The organism is Paenibacillus sp. J45TS6, assembly GCF_018403285.1.
Classification (GTDB): Bacteria; Bacillota; Bacilli; order Paenibacillales; family Paenibacillaceae; genus Paenibacillus.
This window is the reverse complement of the sequence record NZ_BOSJ01000004.1, coordinates 254172-278720: the sequence shown is the minus strand read 5'-3', so window position 1 is coordinate 278720 and position 24549 is coordinate 254172. Positions and strand designations below refer to the sequence as shown.

Here is a 24549-nt window from a genome sequence, read left to right as displayed (position 1 = left end):
TTTATGCCGTCACCTGTCCTAGGCATACTCACGCTGTACCTTAACGATAAAAAGCATCTTGAAGAGAAAAAAGTCTATGAGAAGATGATTGAAGAAGGCCAAAAGCTAGGCATTGACGTGTATGTATTCACTCCTTCCGATGTAAATTCCAGTAAAGAACTGATTCATGCCCTGATGTATTTACCTGAGCAGAACCGCTGGATACGTAAATGGCGTTCTTTTCCGGACCTTATCTTTGATCGTTGCCGGATTCAGCGAGGAGAACGATTCCAGGAACTGCTTCGTTTTCGCAAAAAATATGCACATCTTCTATTTCTAAATCGTCCGCTTCGTAATAAGTGGACCTTGCATCAAGCATTGAATAAAAAAGCACTCTTTCGCCCTTTTTTACTTGATACTAAACTGTATGGAAGCACGGCCGATGTCAAATTAATGCTAAAAAAACACAACCTTCTTTACCTGAAACCGATTAACGGTACGGGCGGCCGTGGAATTTTACGTATCCAGCGCAGCTCAAAAAACGTTAACATCTTACTTGTACAAGGACGGGATCAGCAGAGACGTATCCTGTCACCTAGAAAGATCGAAATAGAAAATATATTCACGTTACTTCCTTCCGCAGATACGGAAACTCGTTATATCATCCAAGAAGGTGTTCAATTAAAACTTCCCAATGGTCGCGTTCACGATTATCGTATGCTCGTACAGAAGAATAAATATGGGCAGTGGGAGTGTACCGGCTGTGCAGGACGAATTGGTGCAGAGCGAAGCGTAACTTCTAATCTGCATGGCGGTGGCAGAGCTGCAGAGATGAACGAACTTTTATCGAGATGGATCTCCCTTCCCGAAAAACGAAACGAGGTTCGAGAAACGGCAGAAGAATTCGGTATTGAGGTTGCTAAGTACCTGGAGAAAACCTACGGCGATTTATGTGAACTGGCTCTCGATCTGGCTATTGATAAGAAGGGCCGTATTTATCTTATTGAGGTCAATCCTAAACCTGCACGTGAAGTATTTATTGAGATTGGTCAAGATGAGGTATACCGTCAGGCCATTATTAAACCTCTTGAATACTCGCTGTGGCTCTATAAACAAAAAAACAGATCATTCTTATAAAGATATGCTAAAAACAAGCCGCATATGTTATATCTGTCCACTGTAGGAGTGTTCCCTCTTTCATGTAGGAAAGTATATAACAAATAGCGGCTTGTTTTATTTTTATTATGCAGACTTTAATAGGTATTCCTGATTTATCTACTCGGCTTTGTTGTACAGCTCGAGCAGCTCTGTGAAATCATTTATAAATGCATTTGAACCCTTCAGTTCATCTTCGTTACCAAACCCAGCATAGGCGCAGCCAATAACGGTCTGACCATTCTCGGCCCCCGCTTCCACATCGGAAGAACGATCTCCTACCATCCACGCATTTCTAATTTGGTGCTTATCTAGAAGCAGCTTCACCAGATCTACTTTTGAAGCAGTACTGAATTCACCTGCACTGTAAAGATCGTCAAACCATTCGGCGATTCCGTGGATTTCTGCTATAGCTTTTACATAATGTTCTAGTCCATTACTTGCCACAAAAAGTTTGACACCCCTGTTATGAAGCTCTTGAAGTGTTTCTTTTACTCCTGGATAAAGGACTCCAGATCCTGCTTTTAGATCTTCTAGTTCAAGCTGCAGAAGAAGCTCATCTGCACGAGCCTTCGCCTCATCTGTCGCATTCGGAATTACTTTATTCCATATATCCGGCAGCAACATCCCGAGACATCCCAGCATAAGTTCATCAGGCGGAGTCGGACCCTCATGATGCCCTTCCTCCCTCAAGATATCAAACAGGCGGTGATATACGGGAATGAGAAGTGATTCTGTTTGAAAAAGAGTACCATCCATATCAAAGATCATGGCCTCCGGCTTTTTGAGGGTAACCATTTGATTCATTATTGCAGCATCCTTTCCGTAACAACATATTTCGAAGTATATAACGATCTATATATATGATACGCATTTTTTAACAGCCATGTAAACCGGAGTTATGTAAAATATAAATCGATTGAATCCATTCCATCACTCATTTGAAATGGATTCGATTCACAAAAGATATATATTTAACTGAAAAAATGGGGTGTCTCCGCTTATTTAAGCGGGTAATGAACAGAGTATTTATGATTCAAGCATAACAAGAGGAGGGTGTGGAGAAATTACACGGAGAGAGATCATTACTTTCTTTTGCTGATGCTTGAAATATACATAAGGCAAAAGAGAATGCAGGCCTAATTGAAATCTTTGGCAGCCAGAATAACAAGGGAGGGAAATTCGAATTGAATTACTATCAACAAAGTAAAGAAGAGGTTCTCAGCAAAGTAAAAAGTTCAGAACAAGGAATTTCCAGTACAGAAGCACAAAAACGACTGGATTCAGAAGGCTATAATGAACTGAAAGCAAAAGACAGAGATCCCATATGGAAACTTTTTTTAGAAAACTTTAAAGACCCCATGGTCATTGTACTTCTTATCGCAGCTGCTGTTCAGCTTTTCCTCGGGCAATATATTGAATCTTTAATTATTTTTCTTGTCCTTGTTCTTAACGCCATCGTTAGTGTGGTGCAAACAAGAAAAGCAGAAAGTTCACTTGATGCCCTGCGTAACCTCTCTGCTCCCGAAGCGAAAGTCATTCGAGACGGTGCACGTATAACGATACCTGCCAGAGAACTTGTACCCGGCGACATTGTGCTGCTTGAGGCAGGAGACAATGTGCCTGCAGACGGACGTATCATTGAATCCGGCAGCCTAAAGGTAAACGAAGGTATGCTGACCGGTGAATCGGAAGCTGTTGAGAAGCATACCGATCCTATAGAAGGTGAAGCTGCTATTGGTGATCGCCTTAATATGGTATTTAGCGGTGCTCTTACTGTTTACGGCCGAGGAACGATTGTCGTTACGGCTACCGGAGAACAAACAGAGATTGGAAAAATTGCAGGTCTGATTGAAAGTGCAGAATCTAAGCAAACACCGCTCCAGCGTAAATTAGATAAATTCAGTAAAAAACTAGGGATATTCATTCTCATCCTGTCCGTTATTATTTTCGGCGTAGAAGCAGCGCGTATTTACTTTAACAATAATTCAGTTGATATGACTGCATCGATCCTGAATGCTCTTATGTTCGCTGTTGCTGTTGCCGTTGCCGCCATCCCGGAAGCTTTATCATCCATTGTGACGATTGTTCTTTCCGTGGGAACGAATAAAATGGCAAAACAGCATGCGATTATTCGTAAGCTGCCTGCGGTTGAGTCTCTAGGTTCAACAAGTGTAATTTGTACAGATAAAACCGGTACACTGACTCAAAACCGAATGACCGTGGTCGATTATTATCTGCCTGAAGGAACCAAAGAAGAATTTCCAGATGATCCAGATACGTTAACCGCTGCAGAACGAAGACTCTTGCACATTGCTGTACTTTGTAACGATTCTCATATCAATGAAGAAGGAAAAGAACTCGGTGATCCAACGGAGATTGCGCTTATTGCGTTTAGTAATACTAAAAACAAACATTACCGAGAAATTCGGGACCAGTTCCCACGAGAAGCTGAAATTCCTTTCGACTCAGATCGAAAACTGATGTCTACCATCCATACCTTTGATGGACAGAAAACAATTTTGACAAAAGGCGGACCTGACGTACTCTTCAGTCGTTGTAATCGTGTCTTCATCCACGGCGAAGAACAACCGCTCACAGATGAAATGATCGAACAGTTCCGTCATCAAAATGAAGAGTTCTCTAAACGAGCGCTTCGTGTTCTTGCCTATGCTTATAAAAACATTCCAAATGAAACAACGGAGATCAATGTAAGTGACGAATACGACCTTGTCCTTGTCGGTCTTACCGCAATGATCGATCCTCCGCGTGAAGAGGTCTTTGACTCAATTGTGGAATCCAAAAAAGCAGGAATCCGTACGGTAATGATTACAGGCGACCATAAAACAACAGCTCAGGCTATTGGACGAGATATCGGACTCATGAGTGAGGGAGATATTGCGGTAACAGGTCAAGAACTTGATGCCATGTCTGAACAAGAACTTGATCAGAAGTTAGAACAAATCTCCGTCTACGCTCGTGTATCACCAGAGAATAAAATCCGAATTGTTCGTGCTTGGCAGAAAAAAGGCCAAATCACCGCTATGACGGGTGACGGAGTTAACGATGCTCCTGCATTGAAACAAGCTGATATCGGGGTTGCAATGGGCAGTGGTACGGACGTAGCTAAAGATGCGTCGGCCATGATTCTGACGGATGATAATTTCGTTTCCATAGTTAACGCCGTTGAAGTAGGTCGTACTGTATTTGATAACATTAAGAAAGCGATCGCTTATCTGTTTGCGGGGAATTTAGGTGCAATTATAGCGATTCTCTTCGCTTTGATTGTGGACTGGATTAATCCATTTACAGCGATTCAGCTCTTGTTCATCAATTTGGCGAATGACTCGCTTCCTGCCATCGCACTGGGGATGGAAAAAGCAGAACCGAATGTGATGTCGCGGAAGCCGCGTGATATTAACGAAGGTATCTTTGCCGGTGGAACACTCACAGCGGTGATTACCAGAGGTCTCCTTATCGGGATCGCTGTTATTATCTCCCAATATATTGGCCTTCAACATTCGCCGGAGATGAGTGTGGCCATGGCCTTTACAACGCTGATTCTAGCACGTACCCTGCAGACCTTTGCAGCACGTTCCAGCCAGCAAACGATTTTCCAGGTTGGCTTCTTGTCCAATAAGTATGTTATTGGAGCCGTCCTACTATGTTTCGTTCTTTACGGAATTACGTTGCTTCCTGGCGTGCGCGGTATCTTCTCCATTCCAGCAACGTTTGGATGGAATGAGTTCCTTATTGCCGGTGGACTTGCCCTCGGCTCCGTACTGCTGATGGAAGTAATTAAATTTATACGAGTAAGCATGCGTAAAGATGATCAGGCTACTTCCTAACGAATAAATCTAAAAAGAGGCAGTTACGTATATGACGTGACTGCCTCTCCTTTATGAAAATTCTTCTTGCCTGACGATAACCTTATATTTACTTAAGTTAATTAGGTTAGACGATATCAGAGAATGCTTTTCTAGTTTTGAAATCTACATCCTTATAATACATATCTGCTACAAGCAGGTTAGGTCCACAGCACTGAGCAGCATCACAAAAACAGTTTACGGTCTGATTAAGTGGATGATTTGTCGTCCATTCTTCAAAAATATCATCAAGCTTCTTATTTTTAATGTTGCCGAAAGCAGGGATATCTGCAAAATCTGTCACATACACATTACCGGTAAACATGTTCACATTAACCCGATTGCGACCATCCGGATCATTACGAACCGTTACATTTGGCTCTTTATGCAGTCTTGAGATAAGCTTACGATCTTCCTCTCCCCCATTACAAGCGTAAAATGGAAGGGTTCCAAACAACATCCACATGTCTTTGTCTCTGGCATCCAGCAGTCCATGAATACTGGCCCGCATGTCATCTAATGAAAGTACCGGCAGAGAAGCGGCAAAATTAGACGCATACATCGGGTGCACCTCATGACGTTTTGCTCCCATCTGTCCAATTAAACGATGGATACCCGCTAATTTATCATGCGTGCGATAATTGATCATGGATTCGGCCGATATAAACATTCCTTGCTCACTGAGTTTCAAAGAATTCTCCATCATTTTATCGTACATTCTTGCTGCTACTTCATAACTCACCGGCCGCGGACTGTTTGTAAATCCGACCTCATGCAGATCCTTAGCACTTAGATAATTAAAAGAAATATGCATAACATCAAGATAAGGCAGCATTTTCTCATAACGACTTAGGTCAAGTGTCAGGTTAGAGTTAATCTGGGATCTTATCCCCCGTTCTCTTGCGTATTTCAGCAGCGGTACAATCATTTCATCTACCGTTTTTTCGAGAAAACTTGGTTCTCCGCCTGTCAAACTAATCGTTTCAAGATGCTCCACCTGATCCAGGGCCTTGATCATTTCAGAAACAGGCAGTGCAGGCGCCTCTTTCATGACAAGCATGTCTCCTACGGCACAATGTTCGCAGCGCATATTACACAAGTGAGTCACTGTCATCTCTACACTTGTCAGCTTATGCTGCCCGTATTTTCGCAGTGACATAATAGGGTCCCAAGGATCATAAGACGGAGAAATAATTTGCAAAGAATTTGATTCATGATTTAATAAACTCATTTTAATTCACCTTACTTCCTAAAATAAACGGATAGCATAAGCAATCCTTAACATTATTCATTTCGTATATCACATCTGTTTACCGAACAAAATACCTCGTTATGTAAACTGAGGCTCTTCCGAAGTCATCATAACTGCCTCCCCGCCCACACCCGCAATCATAACGGATAAATGTTCCATTAAGTCGAGATCATAAGGGGTATGCAGCTGCCTGCCTTCCGAATCTTTAATAATTCGAACAACGGGACGATGCGGTGCTTCGGGATGGATACGAACAACGACTGCCGTGTCCCCCGTGATAAGCTGTACGGTAAGACCGACCGGATAAATAGCTACATAATCTCTAAAAACCTCCAAGATATGCTGATCATAGAGTGTTCCTGTACCCGCGAACAGCATTTCTACTGCTTGATGAGGCAGCAGAGCATTCTGATATACACGATTCGTGGTCATGGCATCATAAGAGTCTGTAAGTGCAAGCAGTTTGCCATATTCGTGAATATCCGATCCCTTTAGCCCTTGAGGATAACCTTGACCATCCATTCGTTCATGGTGCTGAAGTGCACAATGTGCCGATAATAAAGGGATGCCAGGTTCATCTTTTAAAAGTTTGAATCCATATAACGTATGATTCTTTACGATTTCATATTCCTCATGAGTTAGCTTTCCTGGCTTTTGCAAAATATGAGGAGGGATTTGAGTCTTGCCTATATCATGCAGCATCGCACCAAGACCGATCTCCATCAGTTTATTTTTGTCATAACCGAGTGCCTTACCAAGAATCAAAGAATGAATACATACATTAAGCGAATGATCATACAAAGTGTGATCCATGGTATGCATTCCCGTCATCATAATCATGACACCTGGCTGAGAACAAATATCCTCAAGAATCAGCTCCATCACACCGGTAAATTTTTTCCCTAAATAAGGATATTTATGTTTCATTTTACCGCCTGCTAGACTGGTGAACTGCTCTTTAATCTCCTTCATCGCTCGGATCCTAGTTTCTTCTCGTAACATAATAGGAAAATCGATATCTTCCATTTGAGGGTCCTGAATATATACATAACTAATACCCAACTGAGAGATTCGCTTGATCAGATGGGTTGTCAGTTCAATTTGTTCACTGAGTAAAACAATACCCTCATCATTATATATTCGCTTGCCGAGTTTCATCCCGGGCTCAAGCATAGCAATGGGTACAAGACGCAAGGTCACCCTCTCCTGCCTACATTAAAATGCTCTCTAACAGTTCCTTTACCTCGATATGATCGGATGCCAACGGGCTAAAGAACTTTCTTCTAGTGACTCCGGTCTTTGCAGTTCCATACCAAGCAAATCTCTAATAAACTCGGGTAATCGATAGGATAGGTCGGTACCTAAAGCAAGACTTTCATAACCAATATTAAATGTAAACATATCAAGCGTTCCTACTTGATAAAGCTGCTCATCGCTTAGAACAGTTCCCTGAACACGAATCTCCGTAATCTTATGATATGGCGGCAGCGAATCATCATAATATACTTCAGCACCATCGAGACACAAATTCCCCATTTGGTATCCTCGGAAGCCAAATCCTTTGAATACTAGCTCTCTATATTCAGGAAGCAGACTTTGTTCCAGCGCTCTGCGCAAATCTGACCCTTTTAACTGAATTGTACACGCATTTATGGGAGATGGACATAAAGAATGTAACATACCCTCCGTAATATTTCCTGCTGGAAGCGCCCCTAAGAGCTGACCTGCATTCACAACAGAAAGTTCTGCCCCTGTGAATTGTCTTACTGCCTGAGCTAACATATTACCAAAGGGGGACTCCTCATTCCAAGAAATAGGAAGTTCTTTGTCTGTAATTGCTACGGTCCGGCTCAGTCTAATCTCAGCCTGCTCACGATGAGCAAGAATGGCCGCAGTTACATTTTCATCTAAAAGCATCTCATTCACCGGATAACATCCGCCAGAAACCAAAGAAAAACGCTCCTGTCCAGGATGACGTTCAAGGGTTACTTTCCCCAAATACTTACCATATTTTCCCGCGCCGCAAACCACAGTACGATTTATGAGCAGCGGTTCTTTAAGCACATGGTGTGTATGTCCCCCTAGAATCACATCAATCCCTTCTATTATTTCGGCTATTCTCTCATCCATCATAAGACCTAAGTGAGACAATACAATCACAATATCAACCTGATCCCTTATCTCGGCAACCTGACTTCGTAATGTATCCATCGGATCAAGTGCTTCGAGTCCAAGCAGTTCATAAAAAGAGTTAAACGGAGCAGTCGCTCCGAGGAGTCCAATCCGAATCCCGCCTTTATTTATGATATGATAGGGTTCCATCCATAAGGGAGGTTTCCCTGTGCTTTTTAATAGGAGGTTCCCACATACAACGGGGCATAAAATCCCTGCATATGCTTGATCAAGAATATCTGCTGTAAACGTTAGACCTTCATTATTTCCGATTGTAATCGCATCATAGCCTGTCATATTAATGATATCAATATTTGCGCCGCCCATCGTGCCCTCTGTCTCTACGGCCATCCGGTCCATATGATCTCCTATATCAAGGACGAGCACTTCTTCTCCGGATGAAGATTGTTCTTTAGCTTCATGAATCATCGCTGCAAGCGAGCCCATTTGTTCAAAATGACTATGGATATCATTCGTGTGAAGAATGGTGAGTATTTGTTTGTGTGAAACGTTCATCTTCGTTCCCTCCTCCGGAAAAATGATACAGCCTGGTCCTTTTTTTCCGTTTCCTCTAATAGATAAGCATAACATTTCTATGTTAGATATGATATATTAAAAGGGTTTCCCAAGCAAAAATGAGGTGAAAAAATGAAAATAACTGTTTTATTATTTGCAGGAATAGCTGAGAGAATTGGCAAATCCAGAGTCGAACTTACATTAGCAGAATCTACAACAGCAGGGCAAGTAAAAGAAGAACTCATTCATCAATATCCCGATGCTGCGGGACTGATAGACAGTGCGATTATTGCCATAAACCAAGAATACGCACCCTCACACTCGCTACTAAACACAGACGATGAAATTGCCCTCATCCCGCCTGTTTCTGGTGGAGACGGAGCCACTTCGGGTTCCGCTGACAATGAAGAGATCCACACCACGTCAGATGGGTTATATACAATTGGGTACTCTCCACTGTCTGTGGAACAAGTAACCGATAAAGTCATTACTCCTAATCATGGAGCTGCCCTATCCTTTGTTGGTACCACACGAGAAATGACGGGAGATCAGCGGACTATTCTTCTTGAATATGAGGCTTATGTTCCTATGGCTTTATCTATGATGCAAACGATAGGACAAGAAATAGATCAACGCTGGCCTGGAACGCGGTGTGCCATCTCCCATCGACTGGGTAAAGTAGGAATTGCAGAGGTAAGTGTAGTCATCGCGGTTTCTTCTCCTCACCGAGCCGATTGCTATGATGCCAGCAGATATGCTATTGAACGTCTGAAAGAAATTGTCCCTATATGGAAAAAAGAAATATGGGCAGATGGATCCGAGTGGAAGGGCCATCAGACCGGACCGTGGAATCCCAAAACATGACCGTTTCCTTTAACAGGTCATTGTCATACCATTTTTTTCTTGTTATGATATTTTTAAATTCAATGCTTAAAGGTGGTTTATTTGTTTGAGATTACATGTCACCGATCTTAAGCCCGGTCAGTTACTGGAAAGTGATGCATTTAATCATTCCGGTGTGCAGCTGATGCCAGCAGGCTCTCTCCTTAACGATTCCGATATTAGTAGACTTAAATTACATGGTATTGATTATGTAGACATCGCAGATAGTGTACAGTTGCCCGATTTTCCTACCCCTGTTGTCACTTCGTCCCCCGGGGAGTCACTTATGAAGCTGGTTCCGTTGTTTGATACAACGATGGCAGGAACAGCAACTATTTTCAAGCAAGCGATGAACTCTGGAACCATTGCCATGAACGAGGTTGATGAACTGCTTCAACCGATGACAGAGCAACTTGTTGAACAGAAGGATGTTGTCTCACTGCTCCTGCTTTTAGACCGGGATGATGAGTATACATATAACCATTCAGTCCAAGTAGGCATTCTCACGTATTATATGGCCTCTTGGCTCGGTTATTCAGCAGAGGACTGTTATAACATCTCTAAAGCAGGATATCTCATTGATATCGGGAAATCAGTAGTCCCACAAGAACTATTGCATAAGCCCGGGAAACTCAGTACCGAAGAATTTCGAATCATGAAAAAACACGCAAAGCAAGGACATGACATTATTCTTGCATCTACAGGAAATGAACTGCTTGCCCTCCCTGCACTTCAGCATCATGAACGTGAAGATGGAAGCGGATACCCCTATGGGCTGCGCAAGGATGACATCCATCCTTATTCGCGTATAGCGGCTGTGGCAGACGTCTACAGCGCCATGACTACCACTCGCGTGTATCAATCCAAACAAGAGTATATCTCTGTCCTATGCGAGCTGTACGGTCTTAGCTTTGGTCAATTAAATGCAGAAGTAACCCAAAGTTTTATCAAACATTTGCTGCCGAATTTTATTGGTAAAAAGGTCCTGCTCACTACCGGAGATACTGGCATTATTGTACTGAACAATCCAAATGATTATTTCAGGCCTCTTGTAAAAAGCCCTCATGGGTTTATTGATCTTGCGAAGCATCGTTATATCGCAATTGTAGAAATTTATATTTAACAGTACGAACTAGAACCTATACATAAAAACCCTATCAAGTTACCTATGACTGATGTGGTGTCCCCTTTAGATCCATTACATGCGTTGTCTATAACCAAGCAGGTAAAGATAACAAACAGGCTGAGGAATCTTTCCTCGGCCTTTTCTTATTCTTTAAATCAGATAAATTATGATCAAAAAGTGGTGTTGGAAACTCAAGATATTAAGGAAGTGAAAGCATTTTCAATAAACTAATAAAAAAAGAAGAAGACGAACTTTAAAAAGTTCGTCTTCTTTATTGGATAATGCTTTTTGAATCGTCCACAAATGTGTCGCGTTAATTCAAAAATTCTCTAAAGTCCTTCAATAACTGGTTTAACCGATAGAACCTTCCATCTCGAATTTGATGAGACGGTTCATCTCTACCGCATATTCCATTGGAAGTTCTTTCGTAAACGGCTCGATAAAGCCCATAACGATCATTTGTGTAGCTTCTGCTTCTGACAAACCACGGCTCATCAGATAGAACAGCTGCTCTTCCGATACTTTGGATACTGTTGCTTCGTGTTCCAAAGTAATGTTGTCGTTCATGATCTCATTATAAGGAATCGTATCCGAAGTGGACTCATTATCCAAAATCAATGTATCACATTTGATATTGGATTTCGCCCCTTCTGCGTTACGTCCAAATGATGCCAATCCACGATACGTTACTTTACCGCCATGTTTACTGATGGATTTGGATACGATCGTAGAAGTTGTATCTGGTGCAAGGTGGATCATTTTAGCCCCTGCATCCTGATGCTGTTCTTTACCAGCAACCGCAATGGAAAGTACGGAACCTTTAGCACCGCGGCCTTTTAGAATAACTGCTGGATATTTCATCGTCAGTTTGGAACCGATGTTACCATCGACCCATTCCATCGTTGCATTTTCTTCAGCAACCGCACGTTTTGTAACCAGGTTATAAATGTTTGGTGCCCAGTTTTGGATCGTTGTATAACGAACACGAGCGTTCTTCTTGGCAATGATCTCAACAACCGCACTATGCAGAGAATTTGTGCTGTATACAGGAGCTGTACAGCCTTCTACATAGTGAACGAAGCTATCTTCGTCAGCAATAATCAAAGTACGCTCAAATTGTCCCATATTTTCGGAGTTAATCCGGAAGTAGGCTTGAAGCGGCACTTCACATTTTACGCCTTTTGGTACATAGATAAAGCTTCCGCCTGACCATACCGCACTATTCAGTGCAGCAAACTTGTTATCCGCCGGAGGAATAACCGTAGCGAAATACTCTTTCAAAATTTCTGGATGTTCTCTGAGTGCAGTATCCGTGTCCATGAAGATTACACCTTGATCTTCCAGTTCTTTCTGCATGTTGTGATATACAACCTCAGATTCATACTGAGCAGATACACCGGCAAGGAACTTTTGCTCTGCTTCAGGAATACCGAGTTTATCGAATGTTTCTTTAATTTCTGTTGGTACTTCTTCCCAAGTTTTACCTTGTTTCTCAGAAGGTCTTACATAGTACTGGATATCGTTGAAGTCGAGACCGTCAAGGTCTCCACCCCATTTTGGCATATCCATTTTGTAAAATTGTTTCAGAGACTTCAGACGGAAGTCAAGCATCCATTCTGGTTCTTCTTTAATACGGGAAATTTCTCTTACTACTTCTTCAGTCAGACCTTTACCCGTTTTAAAAATGGATTGGTGTTCGTCACGAAAACCATATTTATATTCTTCCATTTCAGGAGCTTTTTTAGCCATCGGGGTCTACCTCCCTATCGTTATTGTGATTTGTGATCCTCATCAATCCCTTTACGCAGTGCATTCCATGCAAGGGTTGCACATTTGATACGTGCGGGGAATTTATTTACACCGGATAGGGCTTCAATATCTTCATATTCGTCAAATTCTTGTTCCTCTCCTTGCATCAAGGACGAGAAACGTTCTGCCAAGTTCAAAGCTTCTTCCATCGATTTGCCTTTAATAGCCTCAGTCATCATGGAAGCAGAAGACATACTGATCGAACAGCCATCTCCTGAATACTTTGCATCCTCGACAATTCCGTCTTTAACTTTCAGCTGCAATGAAATCCGGTCACCGCATGTCGGATTGTTTAAATTTACTGTGACTGCGTCATCAGCAAAAGTACCCCGATTTCGCGGATTTTTATAGTGGTCCATAATTACGCGCCGATACAGATCATCAAGTTGCATCACTAAAATACTCCTTTGTCTGGATTAAGGCGCTGACAAGACGATCAATGTCTTGCTCCGTATTATATAGATAAAAGCTAGCTCGTGCAGTAGAACCTACTTCAAGCCACCGCATAAGCGGCTGACAGCAGTGATGTCCTGCACGAATTGCTACTCCGCTTGCATCAAGTACAGTCGCTACATCATGAGGATGAACACCCTCTAAGTTAAACGTTGCAAGGCCGACATGACGTTTCTTAGGACCATAAATGGTGATTCCTTCAATCTCAGATAAACGATCCATAGCATAATTGGCTAAAACACTCTCATGTCTTGCAATCTCGTCCATGCCAATTTCCTCAAGGAAATCAATAGCCGCACCGAGACCTACTGCACCAGCGATAATCGGAGTTCCTCCTTCGAATTTCCAAGGGAGTTCTTTCCATGTGGACTCGTATAGTCCAACATCATCAATCATTTCGCCGCCAAATTCGACCGGCTCCATGGACTCAAGCAGCGCCTTCTTGCCATAAAGTGCACCAATACCGGTCGGACCGCACATTTTGTGTCCAGACAAAGTATAGAAATCACAGTCCAAATCCTGTACATCAACTTTCATATGAGGAGTACTCTGAGCTCCATCGATGACCATAACAGCGCCATGACGATGAGCAATCTCAGCAATCTCTTTCACAGGGTTGATTACACCAAGGACATTAGATACATATGCCATCGATACGATTTTGGTTTTTGACGTAATGGTTGATTCTGCATCAGCCAATGACACACTGCCATCTGGCTGAAGCGGAATATATTTCAGAACAGCACCTGTGCGTAACGCAAGTTGCTGCCAAGGAATCAGATTACTATGATGTTCCATAGGAGTGATCACAATTTCATCACCTTCAGAAAGTACAGAAGGACCATATGAGGATGCAACAAGGTTTAGTGCCGTAGTTGTACCTCTCGTAAAAGTAATCTCTTGTGTACGTCTTGCATTGATGAATTTGGCCACTTTTTGACGAGCACCTTCATAAGCATCTGTGGCACGGCTGCCTAGCGTATGAACTCCGCGATGCACGTTTGAGTTTTCCCACTCATAATAATGTTTTACGGCTTCTATTACAGCAATCGGCTTTTGAGAAGTCGCTGCATTATCTAAATATACTAACGGATGCCCATTGATCTCTTGATCCAGGATGGGAAACTGTTTCCGAATCTCTTCGGCGTTCATTGTCCTAATTTCCTTTCAACGAGAGACTGCAATTGATCTTGCAATTCTTTCAATGGAATATCAGAAATAACAGGAGCCAAAAATCCGTAAATGATCAATCTTTCCGCATCCGTACGGGAAATACCGCGTGACATCAAATAGAAAATTTGTTCTTGATTTACTTGACCTACAGAGGCAGCGTGGCCCGCTGTAACATCATCTTCATCAATGAGGAGAATTGGGTTCGCATCTCCACGTGCTTTCGGGCTAAGCATAAGAACACGTTCTGTCTGCTGACCATCTGCTTTGGTTGCACCCTTTTCAATTTTGGTAATACCATTGATGATTGCTGTTGCTTCTTCTCTCATAACAGCGCGAGTAATCATCTGACTTGAAGAACTCTTACCAAAGTGTTTCGCTTGTGTGGTGTAATTCAGTTTTTGAGAACCAGCACCTACAGCAATTGTTTTTTGATCGGATGTTGAACCATTGCCTTTTAGCACAGAAAGCGTATCACTTGCCGTATTGCCAATGTTCATCTCTCCCACGATCCACTCAATGGAACCATCGTTCTCTACAACGGCGCGGCGGAAAGATACATCCGTCACTTGGTCGCCAAACTGGTGAACCGTTGCAAAACGAACTTTTGCCCCTACTTTTACAAATACTTCAGCTACCCCGATATGAGACACTTCAGCATCCAGTTGTCCAGATACATAATTATCTACATAGGTTACTTCGCTGTTCGTATCGGCAATAATTAGAATATGTGGTGCAAATGCTGCAGTACCATCATCAGACAACAGAATTGCCTGAACCGGTTTGTCGAGAACCACATTACGAGGAACATAGAGGAATACTCCACCGTTCCAGATTGCAGAATGAAGCGCAGCAAGCTGGTGTTCATCTGATTTCACTGCTGTATGAAGGTGTTTTTTAACAAGATCTTCATGTTCACGTACTGCTGTTTCCAGATCCATGAAGATAACACCTTGATCTGCTAGCTCTTTGGAAAGATTACTATACACAACACCGGAATTACGCTGAATCAGCAAAGTTCCGTCTTCTTCTTCTCTGATCAAAGAATGAATGGTTTCAGGAACCTCTTCCAGAGAGATTGCGTTAGCTGCTTTATATTGACCGTATGCTGAAATATTCCAACGTTCGATTTTTGTTTTTTCCAGTTTCGGAAGCTCAAGGCTACCAGCAAGTTCAAGCGCTGCTTGGCGCTGATCTGCGAGCCAAGCCGGCTCATTTTTGCTTTCGGATAACGCACGAAGCGCTACGGAATCAACCGGAAGAATGGTTTGTGTTGTCATTTACTTTTGTCCTCCTCCGTTAATCTTTACGCTTCTTGTCCTACAGTTTCATCTTCAATACCAAGTTCTTCTTTAATCCAGTCATAACCTTCTGCTTCCAAACGTTCAGCAAGTTCAGGACCACCGGATTTTACGATACGACCTTGCATCATAACGTGAACATAATCAGGTTTGATGTAGTTAAGCAAACGTTGGTAGTGAGTGATGATGAGGAATCCGCGATCTTCGCTCTTCATTGCATTTACCCCATTGGCTACAATGCGAAGTGCATCGATATCAAGACCCGAGTCAATTTCATCAAGAATGACGAGTGATGGATCAAGCAGCATCATTTGCAAAATTTCATTACGTTTCTTCTCACCGCCGGAGAAACCTTCATTCAGGTAACGATGAGCAAACTCAGGATTCATCTCGAGTTCTTTCATTTTACCTTCCATTTGACGAATGAATTTGATAAGAGAGATTTCGTTGCCTTCTTCACGGCGTGCATTAATCGCACTACGCAAGAAGTCGGAGTTTGTTACACCGGCAATTTCACTTGGATACTGCATAGCCAGGAACATACCTGCACGAGCACGCTCGTCAACTTCCATTTCTAGTACATCTTCACCGTTTAATGTTACCGAACCGCCAGTAACTTCATATTTCGGGTGGCCCATAAGTGCGGAAGCTAAAGTACTTTTACCTGTACCGTTAGGACCCATAATTGCGTGGATTTCTCCACCTTTCATGCTAAGGTTAATTCCTTTCAGAATTTCCTTACCTTCTATTTCTGCTTTAAGTCCTTCAATGACGAAATTTGTAGCCATATGTGCCTTAACCTCCAATAAAATAATTTCATAGTCGAAATCATATTGTTTATCTAAATAGGGTCGCCCCTTGATTTCCAGTTTCGCTTTATAAAGCATCACTTTATAATAATTCTAAACTGATTCTCAATGATTCTCAAGTCATTTATGTTAAAAAGTTTACAGACTGCAGAAAGAAAATCCCCTTCTCTCCCTAAAACTCTCCACAACTTGACAGCAACACTGCACTGTAACCACTGATACATATGAATTCTATATGAAATAGGGTACCGAATCAAATGAGATTCGCCTTTTTCATAAATTCATTATGATTCCTTCATCGTTAACCAAAAAGGCTGACCTTATAAGGTCAGCCTTTTTGTAATCTTTATCTTTCCTTTATAATTAAGCAAGGTAAGAACGAAGCATCCACATATGTTTCTCAAGATCAGCTTGGAATCCAGTTAGCATATCTGCTGTAGGCTGATCGCCTGCTTCGTCTGCTGCTTCAATACCTTCAGCATACTCCTCGGACAAGGTAGCAAAGTCTTCAATAATATTTTGCACCATTGTTTTCGTATCTTCGCCGCCAGCTGCTTCTTGAATAGAAGCAAGCTCAAGATATTCTTTCATTGTTGCGGCAGGGCTACCTTTAATAGTAAGGAGACGTTCTGCAATTTCATCCATTTGAAGAGTAACTGCATTATACAATTCTTCGAATTTTACATGAAGTGAGAAGAAGTTTGGACCCGTAACATACCAGTGATAGTTATGGATTTTCACATACATTACATTCAGGTTCGCAACCTGACGGTTTAGAATTTGTTCTACCCCTGTTTTTGTCTGTGTTTTATTGGTTGATTTAGCCATTGATATCCCATCCTTTTTTTTAATTTAATGTAATTTTCCAATCTTTATGTAGATCAGAAATCCTTCTATTTGGTGAAGATCAGATGCTGCTGTTCTTCTCTTCGCTACTATTTTAAATTTACCCTTTAGCCTAGTTAATGAAACAAATCTATCAACTGACCTCTAACATAAATCAGTTTCCCTATTCGGATAATTGTTCCAAAAAAATGCTATAAAATTGAAGAGTAATCCGATATACTGATATACCAAGTAAAGAAGTTGGTTTTATTCTTTATCATATACTTTAGCGGAGGTGCCTACCTTGTCTTCATATCATCCTTTAACTCTTGATGAAGCAATGCAACTGTCTCAGAAAGTACTGGATCTATTTGATGCAAACAGTAAACTGACCTGCCAGGAAATTGGTGATGGTAATTTGAATCTCGTCTTTCATATTACAGATACGAATTCCCGCAACAGTGTGATCGTTAAACAGGCATTGCCTTATGCCAAAATTGTTGGTGAATCATGGCCCCTATCGCTAGACCGCGCAAGAATTGAACGTGAGGTACTACAGGAAGAGTATAGAATCTGCCCTGGCTCTGTTCCGCAAGTATATTATTATGATGATGAACTTGCTTTAACGATCATGGAAGATCTCAGTGATCATGTCATCATGAGAAAAGGATTAATTGAAGGAAACCACTATCCTCTGTTTTCCAAACATATCGGAGAATTTATGGCTCGGACACTTTTTTATACGTCCGATTTAGCTATGGATCAATCTCTTAAGAAAGAAAAAGTTAAGAAATTCGTAAACCCAGACCAATGTAAGATTACAGAAGATCTTATTTTTGAAGAGCCTTATCGTATATCTGAACGAAACAATTACTCTCCTTCTATTGAGGATGAAGCAGAGGCGCTTCGTACGGATAGCGAGTTGCATTTGGAAATTGCGATTTTAAGAGAAAAGTTTCTTACTGAGGCGCAAGCTTTGCTTCATGGTGATCTTCATACAGGCAGTATTTTTGTTACATCAGAATCTACAAAAGTAATCGACCCGGAATTCGCTTATTATGGACCCATGGGATTTGATATCGGTGCCGTTCTTGCCAATCTGCTTCTGCACTATGTATCTATACCAGGATGGATCACAGATGAAGCTGCCGCCTCCGCACGTGCAGAAGAACTGCTTCTAATGGTTCAGAATGTATGGACTGAATTTGAAAGCAGTTTCTGCGATCTATGGAATCAAGATGTCCAGGACTACATGGCTCGTACCAAAGGCTATCAAGAGTTCTATATAACTAAACTCCTTCAAGACAGCGCCGGATTCGCTGGAAGCAAAATGATTCGCCGGATCGTCGGACTTGCGCATGTAGCCGATATCGATACGATTAACAATGAAACAATTAGAGAACAAGCTGAACGAAAAGCACTCTCCATTGGCAAAAACCTGGTGAAAAATCACCGCCGGATTACATCCATTAACGACTTTATGAATCTTGTTACAGACGCTAGCAAAGGAAAGGTAGGACAACGATGAGCAATTTCAGCACGAATACGGAGTTTAATCCATTAATTTCACTTAACTGGAGAGGAGATCACCTTGAACTTCTCGATCAGAGACTACTGCCTGAATCCATTGTTATGCTTGACCTCTATACTCCGGAAGAGATATGGGATTCCATTCATTCCATGAAAGTGCGGGGTGCTCCGGCAATCGGTATCGCGGCAGCTTTTGGCGTGGTACTTGGTGCAGGACAGTATCAGAAGGATGATATTGCAGGCTGGCTTGAAAAAGTGAAGGAAGTATGCGATTATCTCGCGACATCAAGACCTACCGCAGTAAATCTATTCTGGGCGCTGGACCGTATGTATGCAGCCGCTGTACAACTTAGCGAGGACCCTAATTACCTCTCTATCTCTGCATTAAATGAGGGGCTTACACAAGAGGCTATTGCGATCCGCGCAGAGGATGAAGAAGTATGCAGAATGATTGGTGAAAATGCCTTGCCTTTATTCCAAGACGGAATGGGCGTACTGACTCACTGTAACGCAGGAGGATTAGCAACAGCAAAATACGGTACCGCTACAGCTCCAATGTATCTTGCCAAAGAACAAGGAATTCATCTCAAAATTTTCGCAGATGAGACGCGTCCCGTTCTCCAAGGTGCTCGTTTAACGGCTTTTGAACTGCAGCAAGCTGGAATTGATGTAACACTCATTACCGACAACATGGCTGGAATGGTGATGTCTAAGGGCTGGATTCAAGCTGTTATTGTAGGTACCGATCGTGTAGCTGCTAATGGGGATGTTGCGAATAAGATTGGTACTTATAGTGTTGCTGTTCTTGCTAAAGCACATGGGATTCCATTTTACGTAGCTTGTCCGATGTCAACCATTGACCTGAATACACCGACAGGTGCACATATTCCCATTGAAGAACGCGCACCGGAAGAAGTGACTGAAGGGTTCGGTAAGCGTACTGCTCCCCAAGGAATCAAAGTATTTAATCCCGCATTTGATGTGACACCAAACGAATACGTAACCGCTATTATTACGGAAAAAGGAATCGTCCGCGCTCCTTTCGACCAAAACTTAAAAGCGTTGTACTCTTAAATTTAATTCATAACGTTATTATGAGATATGAAATGGATTCACTCTGTTAGCGAGTATGATTTAATCTCATTTATATTGTTAAGCAGCCCCCATTTAGAAAGGGCTGCTTTGTTTTTGAAGAGCTAAGAACCCAGCTGCTTTATTCACATCATTTTAATCAGGGCTTCTACTCCGGTCATACCAGGTACGATCCCTAGTTTTTCGGCTTCATGTGTTACAGATTCCATTGGTGCTGCCAGCAGTTCCGCAATGGTTTTAACCCCTACTGCTCTAGCTGCAATAATCTGTCGCTGCCCCAAACGCTCATTAAGTAAACCTACATCGAGCGCTCCGCACATAATATATCCCTTTGATGTCGAAACAGTAATGAGCGTCGTTTTAGGTAACTTCACTTCCACGGCAGTAAGGGTATATTCTCCAACTTGAACCGGTTCTAATGTTACCATTTGCGTAAAACACCCCCTTCGCTTTTACGTCTCGACATCATATTCCTAGGTCTTACAAACGGTGTGGACAGTAGCGGAGCACCGAATTATTGATAAAACATGTCCTATAACCTATGAAACTACCGAATTTGATATCTTACTATTCGTTCTTTTGTAATTTTATATGTCTATTGTACTATTCATCCTTGCATTTTAATGATATAGTTATGAAATACATATCCAAAAATTGTAACAGAAATCTGCAGCGTGGGGTAATTAAAAACATGAACAAGTCCATATCATCAAACATAAATCATGAACAAGCTTTTTTATTTAATGTAGATATCATGATTCATAGCCGTACCAATGCCCTTGCCTTGCAAGCTTTGCTTGAAATTCTTAATGAACCGGAAGGAATCAGTGACTTTCGAATACAGTCCGGCATCGAGCTGGGTACAAAAATCAAAGAAGCTTTACACGAGTACCCTTCTACTGAACAGAATGCAGCTTCACCGAACAAACTATCTCCTAAAGAAGCAGTTGAACCTAACAAGCAAAACAACTATCCAAAAACAACGAAACTGGCCGAAAGACAGCAATCCTTAGCTGTAAATCAACAACACTCCATACCTGCATTCATGTGTCCTTCTGACGATTGGATTAATTCTGCGATGCAAGCAGGCAGACTCATCCGAATCCATATTCGAGACAACAAGGGACAGCAAAAAAGCATCCCCTGTCGTATATTAAATTATGATCAAGGAACCAAGTTAGTAAGCATTTATCACGTTGACGAGAAACAGGTGTACTCTATTCATACCTCCGAAATCGAAAAATACGTATAAAAGAAACGGCTTCTCTCAGCAATAGAGAGAAGCCGTTTCTTTTTTATACTTTCTTCAAAGTCGTAACCGCTAGACATATCCAACCAGCAATAAAACTCACACCGCCGAGAGGAGTTATAGCTCCTAATGGACCAAGACCACTTATACTTAGCGCATATAAACTTCCAGAGAATAATATAATACCAATGAATAATAGCCTAGCTGACCAGACAAGTAACTTAGCTTCACCGAAAACTTTTGCAATAACTCCAATTAAAATGATGCCGAGTGCATGGATCATGTGATACTGAACACCTGTTTCATATACTGAAATCTTGTCCTCACCAATGATAGGTTCTAACATATGTGCACCAAATGCACCAATCATAACAGAAAGCATGACTAGAATTGAACCGATGCCTATCCACTTTTTTGCCACTTCCATTTCACTCCTTGTTCCTGTTGTCTTTCTATTATCTTACCTCAATTGGTTTCCCCTAAGCTATCTAAAGTGAGGTTTGTCACTAAACTGCAACATTCAGAGCTGTACTCATTTTCTCCTTTCTCTTGCTTTTTTGAAAGATTTATGAAACATTAAATGGTAAAACAGAAAATAAGGAGTATACGGATGGATAAATTCGAGCAGGTTCATGAAAGGGATAACACAAAACAAGAAGAGGTAACAGAAGTGAATAATCCTTACGGAACATTTCAGCCGCCAGTAACTCCGCTGAAACACTCAGGTCCTGGAATTGCTTCTCTTGTATTGGGAATCCTATCTCTTATCACCTACATTACTATTCTTGCTTTATCACCGGCAGCAGCAAGAGATATTTTACAGAGTAATTCTCCTGAAGCAATGCTTGAGAGTATTTATGTAATCATAATTGGCGTTCTGGTCCTTGTTGGATTACTTCTTAATCTAATAGGTATGATTTTGGCGATTGTTGGCCTATCCCTTAAGAATCGAAAAAAAATCATTCCTATTACCGGAATGATTTTTCATGGGATCATATTACTCATTACTGTAGGCTTCTTTATTCTAGGTATGATCTGATCATAACCTCAGATCTTTTTGCTACAAATGTCTATATGCATTATAATAGAACTGTATGTTATAAATGAATTTTTTCTAAAAAGGGGATTAAGATGTCGCGAATTAAAATTTTTGCGGACAGCACCAGTGATTTACCTAAGACTTGGGTCCAGCAACATGAGGTTGGTATTGTTCCACTTTATGCCGTGTTTGGCGATGAATCGTTAAAAGATGGTGTTGAAATTAGCCCCGAACAGCTGTATGCAAGGGTAGATCGTGAAGGCCGTCTTCCAAAAACGGCAGCACCTTCTCCTGCTGATTTTATGGCTTCTTTTGGTCCTTACATAGATCAGGGCTATCAAGTTTTATTTATTAGCCTTTCATCTGAGCTTTCTTCTACGTATCAAAATGCACTCATCGCTTCAGGCGAATTTCCAGATGGCAGTGTTACTGTGTTTGATTCACTTAACTTAACATCCGGAATTGGTGTACTCGTAATGAAAGCAGTTCAAGCTGCTGAACAAGGAAAAACCATCACTGAAATTGTTGACCTGTTGACTGAGATGAGACCAAAAGTAGAAACCGAGTTTGTCATTGATACACTTGATTATCTATACATGGGTGGCCGCTGTTCAGGAATGCAAAATTTAATCGGCAGTCTTCTCAAAATCAGGCCTGTAATCAAGGTGGTTGATGGAAAGATGACGCCCGCATATAAAGTTAGAGGCAAACGCGAAAAAGCCATTGACCAAATGCTGAATAATGCACTTAGCAATGTCGATGTGATGGATAACGATACCATTTTCGTTGTACATTCGATGTGCGAAGAAGATGCACTTGCCATTCAGAAGACTTTACACGAAAAGACCAAAGCAAAACATATTGAAATAGCTACAGCAGGTTGTGTTATTTCAAGTCATTGTGGACCTAAAACGATTGGACTTGTTTACGTAAGAGCTTAAGTCTAAAAGAAGAAGACCGTTCCTATATGGAATCGGTCTTCTTCTTTTTGTATTTTGAGATAACCTGAAAAAATCATGAATTAACATTAATATGTTTTTGTTTTGAGTTCATCCAAGCTTTTGAATGTATAACCCTGTGCTCTAGCCGCATCAATGATCTGTCCTAAGGCCTCTGTGTTATCCTTAGACACTGAATGAAGTAAAATCACTGCACCTGGATGAAGCTGTTTCATCACTTGATCGTAGGCATACTGAGCACCATGCTGTACCTTCGTATCCCAATCTTTATAAGCAATAGACCAGAACACATTAATATAACCTTCATTCTTACTGACAGTAAGAGAACGTTCGCTGAAAATCCCGCGTGGCGGACGAAGATAAGGAATTTCCTTGCCCGTTAGAGCAAACACTTCCTGTTTGACTTTATCCAGTTCTTCTTTAATTTTGGCATCTGGTGTTACGCTCAGATCGGGATGACTCCAGGAGTGATTCCCTACAATATGGCCTTCCAGACTCATTCTTTTGACCAGATCAGGCTGATCTTTTAAATAATGCCCTGTTACAAAAAATGACGCTGGCACTTTCTTGGCTTTAAGCACATCTAGAATAGCAGGTGTATATCCGTTCTCATAACCATTATCAAACGTTAGATACAACTCTTTTTGTGAGGTATCCCCAAGGAATATCGCTTCATTTTTTTCGAGAATTCCTTTAAATCCTTCCTCATTGATGGATGCAAGCCCGCCATCTTTACTTTTTTTGAAACCAAAGTGATATGCATCTTTCACAGGGGAAGCCTGTATATAGTGGACACCGGCTCCAGTCATGATCAAGATGATCATGATGCTGACCATAAACCACTTTTTCATCATGAATCCGCTCCTATCATCTACACAGTTATGTTACTTAAGATAATATGAGCAAGAATCCAATTTTTTATGTCAAACATTCAGATTTATACTGTTATAATCGGTACCCCTTCTTCCCTTCTTGCTCAGAAATGATATGTAAAAGTTCATGGACAACATTCGATTTATCGGTATGAGACAACCAGCTTCGTGCTGCTTCAATGGCCTGAATTTGACCGCGCCCTTCATCCTTCCATGTCAGCAGTTCCACAATTTTGATCAGTAGAGCCATCATCTCTGTGTTATCCAGTTCTTTTTTTTCGGCACGCATTTTATGAAACAATGCCTCTTGTTCCCAGTCTAACAAGATTTCCTGACCAATCGTTGGTCTCATTAGTGTATATCCTTGTCGGCAACTCTCACAGCGAACGGTGAGCACCTGTTCTTCTACAAAATGTACTTTTACTTCTTGAGTACACGTTGGACATTTAAACTGTACATCTATATGTAATGGTTCTTTTTTCTCTTTCATGGT

Annotated in this window: 23 protein-coding genes; 9 read left to right on the top strand and 14 right to left on the bottom strand. The window is 41.5% G+C overall.

The genetic code is table 11. The annotated features are described in order from the left end of the window. The first annotated feature begins 3 nt into the window (after positions 1 to 3). The gene (locus KJS58_RS08470; protein ID WP_213532102.1) at positions 4 to 1116 is read left to right on the top strand and encodes a YheC/YheD family endospore coat-associated protein; all 1113 of its coding nucleotides are present in this window, start codon (positions 4 to 6) and stop codon (positions 1114 to 1116) included. A gap of 138 nt (positions 1117 to 1254) precedes the next feature. Here KJS58_RS08470 and KJS58_RS08465 read toward each other — a convergent pair whose 3' ends face one another. Continuing rightward, positions 1255 to 1941: an HAD family hydrolase gene (locus KJS58_RS08465; protein ID WP_213532101.1), complete on the bottom strand. Its 687-nt coding sequence runs from the start codon at positions 1939 to 1941 to the stop codon at positions 1255 to 1257. A 380-nt stretch (positions 1942 to 2321) separates the two neighbouring features. Between KJS58_RS08465 and KJS58_RS08460 the strand changes: the two genes are divergently transcribed. Further along, positions 2322 to 4982 carry a cation-translocating P-type ATPase gene (locus tag KJS58_RS08460; protein WP_213532100.1) on the top strand — a complete coding sequence of 887 codons (2661 nt, stop codon included), beginning with the start codon at positions 2322 to 2324 and terminating at the stop codon, positions 4980 to 4982. 106 nt (positions 4983 to 5088) lie between these two features. Here the strand turns inward: KJS58_RS08460 and yfkAB are convergent, their stop codons facing one another. The 3 genes from yfkAB to KJS58_RS08445 form a co-directional block, all read right to left on the bottom strand. After that, positions 5089 to 6231: a radical SAM/CxCxxxxC motif protein YfkAB gene (yfkAB, locus tag KJS58_RS08455; RefSeq protein ID WP_213532099.1), complete on the bottom strand. Its 1143-nt coding sequence runs from the start codon at positions 6229 to 6231 to the stop codon at positions 5089 to 5091. Positions 6232 to 6330: 99 nt separating this feature from the next. Further along, on the bottom strand, positions 6331 to 7446 hold the full coding sequence (locus tag KJS58_RS08450) for an HD-GYP domain-containing protein (RefSeq protein ID WP_249717033.1): 1116 nt from the start codon (positions 7444 to 7446) through the stop codon (positions 6331 to 6333). A 45-nt stretch (positions 7447 to 7491) separates the two neighbouring features. Continuing rightward, positions 7492 to 8940 carry a bifunctional metallophosphatase/5'-nucleotidase gene (locus KJS58_RS08445; RefSeq protein WP_213532098.1) on the bottom strand — a complete coding sequence of 483 codons (1449 nt, stop codon included), beginning with the start codon at positions 8938 to 8940 and terminating at the stop codon, positions 7492 to 7494. 132 nt (positions 8941 to 9072) lie between these two features. Here KJS58_RS08445 and moaD point away from each other — a divergent pair, with 132 nt between their 5' ends. Both moaD and KJS58_RS08435 read left to right on the top strand, forming a co-directional pair. Beyond that, positions 9073 to 9804, top strand: coding sequence for a molybdopterin converting factor subunit 1 (gene moaD, locus KJS58_RS08440; protein WP_213532097.1), 732 nt, complete (start codon positions 9073 to 9075; stop codon positions 9802 to 9804). An 85-nt stretch (positions 9805 to 9889) separates the two neighbouring features. Then, positions 9890 to 10945, top strand: a complete 1056-nt coding sequence (locus KJS58_RS08435) for an HD-GYP domain-containing protein (protein ID WP_213532096.1) — start codon at positions 9890 to 9892, stop codon at positions 10943 to 10945. Between the two features lie 354 nt (positions 10946 to 11299). Here KJS58_RS08435 and sufB read toward each other — a convergent pair whose 3' ends face one another. The 6 genes from sufB to KJS58_RS08405 all read right to left on the bottom strand — a co-directional run bounded on the left by sufB (position 11300) and on the right by KJS58_RS08405 (position 17318). After that, a complete protein-coding gene (gene sufB, locus KJS58_RS08430; protein WP_213532095.1) occupies positions 11300 to 12697 on the bottom strand; it encodes a Fe-S cluster assembly protein SufB in 1398 nt (465 codons plus the stop codon). Between the two features lie 20 nt (positions 12698 to 12717). Beyond that, on the bottom strand, positions 12718 to 13149 hold the full coding sequence (sufU, locus tag KJS58_RS08425) for a Fe-S cluster assembly sulfur transfer protein SufU (RefSeq protein ID WP_213532094.1): 432 nt from the start codon (positions 13147 to 13149) through the stop codon (positions 12718 to 12720). Then, positions 13139 to 14362 carry a cysteine desulfurase gene (locus KJS58_RS08420; protein WP_213532093.1) on the bottom strand — a complete coding sequence of 408 codons (1224 nt, stop codon included), beginning with the start codon at positions 14360 to 14362 and terminating at the stop codon, positions 13139 to 13141. Before KJS58_RS08420 ends, sufU begins: the two co-directional genes overlap by 11 nt. After that, a complete protein-coding gene (sufD, locus tag KJS58_RS08415; protein WP_213532092.1) occupies positions 14359 to 15660 on the bottom strand; it encodes a Fe-S cluster assembly protein SufD in 1302 nt (433 codons plus the stop codon). Before sufD ends, KJS58_RS08420 begins: the two co-directional genes overlap by 4 nt. Positions 15661 to 15686: 26 nt before the next feature. Then, positions 15687 to 16469, bottom strand: coding sequence for a Fe-S cluster assembly ATPase SufC (gene sufC, locus KJS58_RS08410; protein ID WP_213532091.1), 783 nt, complete (start codon positions 16467 to 16469; stop codon positions 15687 to 15689). Between the two features lie 384 nt (positions 16470 to 16853). Continuing rightward, on the bottom strand, positions 16854 to 17318 hold the full coding sequence (locus tag KJS58_RS08405; protein WP_160032912.1) for a Dps family protein: 465 nt from the start codon (positions 17316 to 17318) through the stop codon (positions 16854 to 16856). A 301-nt stretch (positions 17319 to 17619) separates the two neighbouring features. Between KJS58_RS08405 and mtnK the strand changes: the two genes are divergently transcribed. Next, positions 17620 to 18843 carry an S-methyl-5-thioribose kinase gene (mtnK, locus tag KJS58_RS08400; protein ID WP_213532090.1) on the top strand — a complete coding sequence of 408 codons (1224 nt, stop codon included), beginning with the start codon at positions 17620 to 17622 and terminating at the stop codon, positions 18841 to 18843. Then, entirely contained in the window at positions 18840 to 19919 is a 1080-nt protein-coding gene (gene mtnA, locus KJS58_RS08395; protein ID WP_213532089.1) for an S-methyl-5-thioribose-1-phosphate isomerase, read from the top strand. The genes mtnK and mtnA overlap by 4 nt, the downstream gene beginning before the upstream one ends. A 143-nt stretch (positions 19920 to 20062) precedes the next feature. Here mtnA and KJS58_RS08390 read toward each other — a convergent pair whose 3' ends face one another. Further along, the gene (locus KJS58_RS08390; protein WP_213532088.1) at positions 20063 to 20365 is read right to left on the bottom strand and encodes a YunC family protein; all 303 of its coding nucleotides are present in this window, start codon (positions 20363 to 20365) and stop codon (positions 20063 to 20065) included. 263 nt (positions 20366 to 20628) lie between these two features. On the opposite strand from KJS58_RS08390, the gene KJS58_RS08385 reads away from it, so the two are divergent. Beyond that, on the top strand, positions 20629 to 21189 hold the full coding sequence (locus KJS58_RS08385) for a hypothetical protein (RefSeq protein WP_213532087.1): 561 nt from the start codon (positions 20629 to 20631) through the stop codon (positions 21187 to 21189). A 43-nt stretch (positions 21190 to 21232) separates the two neighbouring features. On the opposite strand, the gene KJS58_RS08380 is transcribed toward KJS58_RS08385, so the two are convergent. Beyond that, complete coding sequence (locus KJS58_RS08380; protein WP_213532086.1) at positions 21233 to 21607, bottom strand: DUF423 domain-containing protein; 375 nt, start codon at positions 21605 to 21607, stop codon at positions 21233 to 21235. 189 nt (positions 21608 to 21796) lie between these two features. On the opposite strand from KJS58_RS08380, the gene KJS58_RS08375 reads away from it, so the two are divergent. Beyond that, complete coding sequence (locus KJS58_RS08375; protein WP_213532085.1) at positions 21797 to 22225, top strand: hypothetical protein; 429 nt, start codon at positions 21797 to 21799, stop codon at positions 22223 to 22225. Between the two features lie 92 nt (positions 22226 to 22317). Then, positions 22318 to 23166, top strand: a complete 849-nt coding sequence (locus KJS58_RS08370; protein WP_213532084.1) for a DegV family protein — start codon at positions 22318 to 22320, stop codon at positions 23164 to 23166. Positions 23167 to 23252: 86 nt separating this feature from the next. Here KJS58_RS08370 and pdaA read toward each other — a convergent pair whose 3' ends face one another. Both pdaA and KJS58_RS08360 read right to left on the bottom strand, forming a co-directional pair. Then, positions 23253 to 23993 (bottom strand): delta-lactam-biosynthetic de-N-acetylase, encoded by a 741-nt coding sequence (gene pdaA, locus KJS58_RS08365; RefSeq protein ID WP_249717097.1) that lies wholly within the window; start codon positions 23991 to 23993, stop codon positions 23253 to 23255. Between the two features lie 136 nt (positions 23994 to 24129). Continuing rightward, complete coding sequence (locus KJS58_RS08360; RefSeq protein ID WP_213532083.1) at positions 24130 to 24546, bottom strand: hypothetical protein; 417 nt, start codon at positions 24544 to 24546, stop codon at positions 24130 to 24132. Positions 24547 to 24549: the final 3 nt, after the last annotated feature.

What these genes read in the sequence shown, in the direction of transcription:
- KJS58_RS08470 (WP_213532102.1), top strand. Translation starts at nt 4, where the DNA reads ATGCCGTCACCTGTCCTAGGCATACTCACGCTGTACCTTAACGATAAA.
- KJS58_RS08465 (WP_213532101.1), bottom strand. Translation starts at nt 1,941, where the DNA reads ATGAATCAAATGGTTACCCTCAAAAAGCCGGAGGCCATGATCTTTGAT.
- yfkAB (WP_213532099.1), bottom strand. Translation starts at nt 6,231, where the DNA reads ATGAGTTTATTAAATCATGAATCAAATTCTTTGCAAATTATTTCTCCG.
- KJS58_RS08445 (WP_213532098.1), bottom strand. Translation starts at nt 8,940, where the DNA reads ATGAACGTTTCACACAAACAAATACTCACCATTCTTCACACGAATGAT.
- moaD (WP_213532097.1), top strand. Translation starts at nt 9,073, where the DNA reads ATGAAAATAACTGTTTTATTATTTGCAGGAATAGCTGAGAGAATTGGC.
- sufB (WP_213532095.1), bottom strand. Translation starts at nt 12,697, where the DNA reads ATGGCTAAAAAAGCTCCTGAAATGGAAGAATATAAATATGGTTTTCGT.
- sufU (WP_213532094.1), bottom strand. Translation starts at nt 13,149, where the DNA reads ATGCAACTTGATGATCTGTATCGGCGCGTAATTATGGACCACTATAAA.
- KJS58_RS08420 (WP_213532093.1), bottom strand. Translation starts at nt 14,362, where the DNA reads ATGAACGCCGAAGAGATTCGGAAACAGTTTCCCATCCTGGATCAAGAG.
- sufD (WP_213532092.1), bottom strand. Translation starts at nt 15,660, where the DNA reads ATGACAACACAAACCATTCTTCCGGTTGATTCCGTAGCGCTTCGTGCG.
- sufC (WP_213532091.1), bottom strand. Translation starts at nt 16,469, where the DNA reads ATGGCTACAAATTTCGTCATTGAAGGACTTAAAGCAGAAATAGAAGGT.
- KJS58_RS08405 (WP_160032912.1), bottom strand. Translation starts at nt 17,318, where the DNA reads ATGGCTAAATCAACCAATAAAACACAGACAAAAACAGGGGTAGAACAA.
- mtnA (WP_213532089.1), top strand. Translation starts at nt 18,840, where the DNA reads ATGAGCAATTTCAGCACGAATACGGAGTTTAATCCATTAATTTCACTT.
- KJS58_RS08390 (WP_213532088.1), bottom strand. Translation starts at nt 20,365, where the DNA reads ATGGTAACATTAGAACCGGTTCAAGTTGGAGAATATACCCTTACTGCC.
- KJS58_RS08385 (WP_213532087.1), top strand. Translation starts at nt 20,629, where the DNA reads ATGAACAAGTCCATATCATCAAACATAAATCATGAACAAGCTTTTTTA.
- KJS58_RS08375 (WP_213532085.1), top strand. Translation starts at nt 21,797, where the DNA reads ATGGATAAATTCGAGCAGGTTCATGAAAGGGATAACACAAAACAAGAA.
- KJS58_RS08370 (WP_213532084.1), top strand. Translation starts at nt 22,318, where the DNA reads ATGTCGCGAATTAAAATTTTTGCGGACAGCACCAGTGATTTACCTAAG.
- pdaA (WP_249717097.1), bottom strand. Translation starts at nt 23,993, where the DNA reads ATGACTGGAGCCGGTGTCCACTATATACAGGCTTCCCCTGTGAAAGAT.
- KJS58_RS08360 (WP_213532083.1), bottom strand. Translation starts at nt 24,546, where the DNA reads ATGAAAGAGAAAAAAGAACCATTACATATAGATGTACAGTTTAAATGT.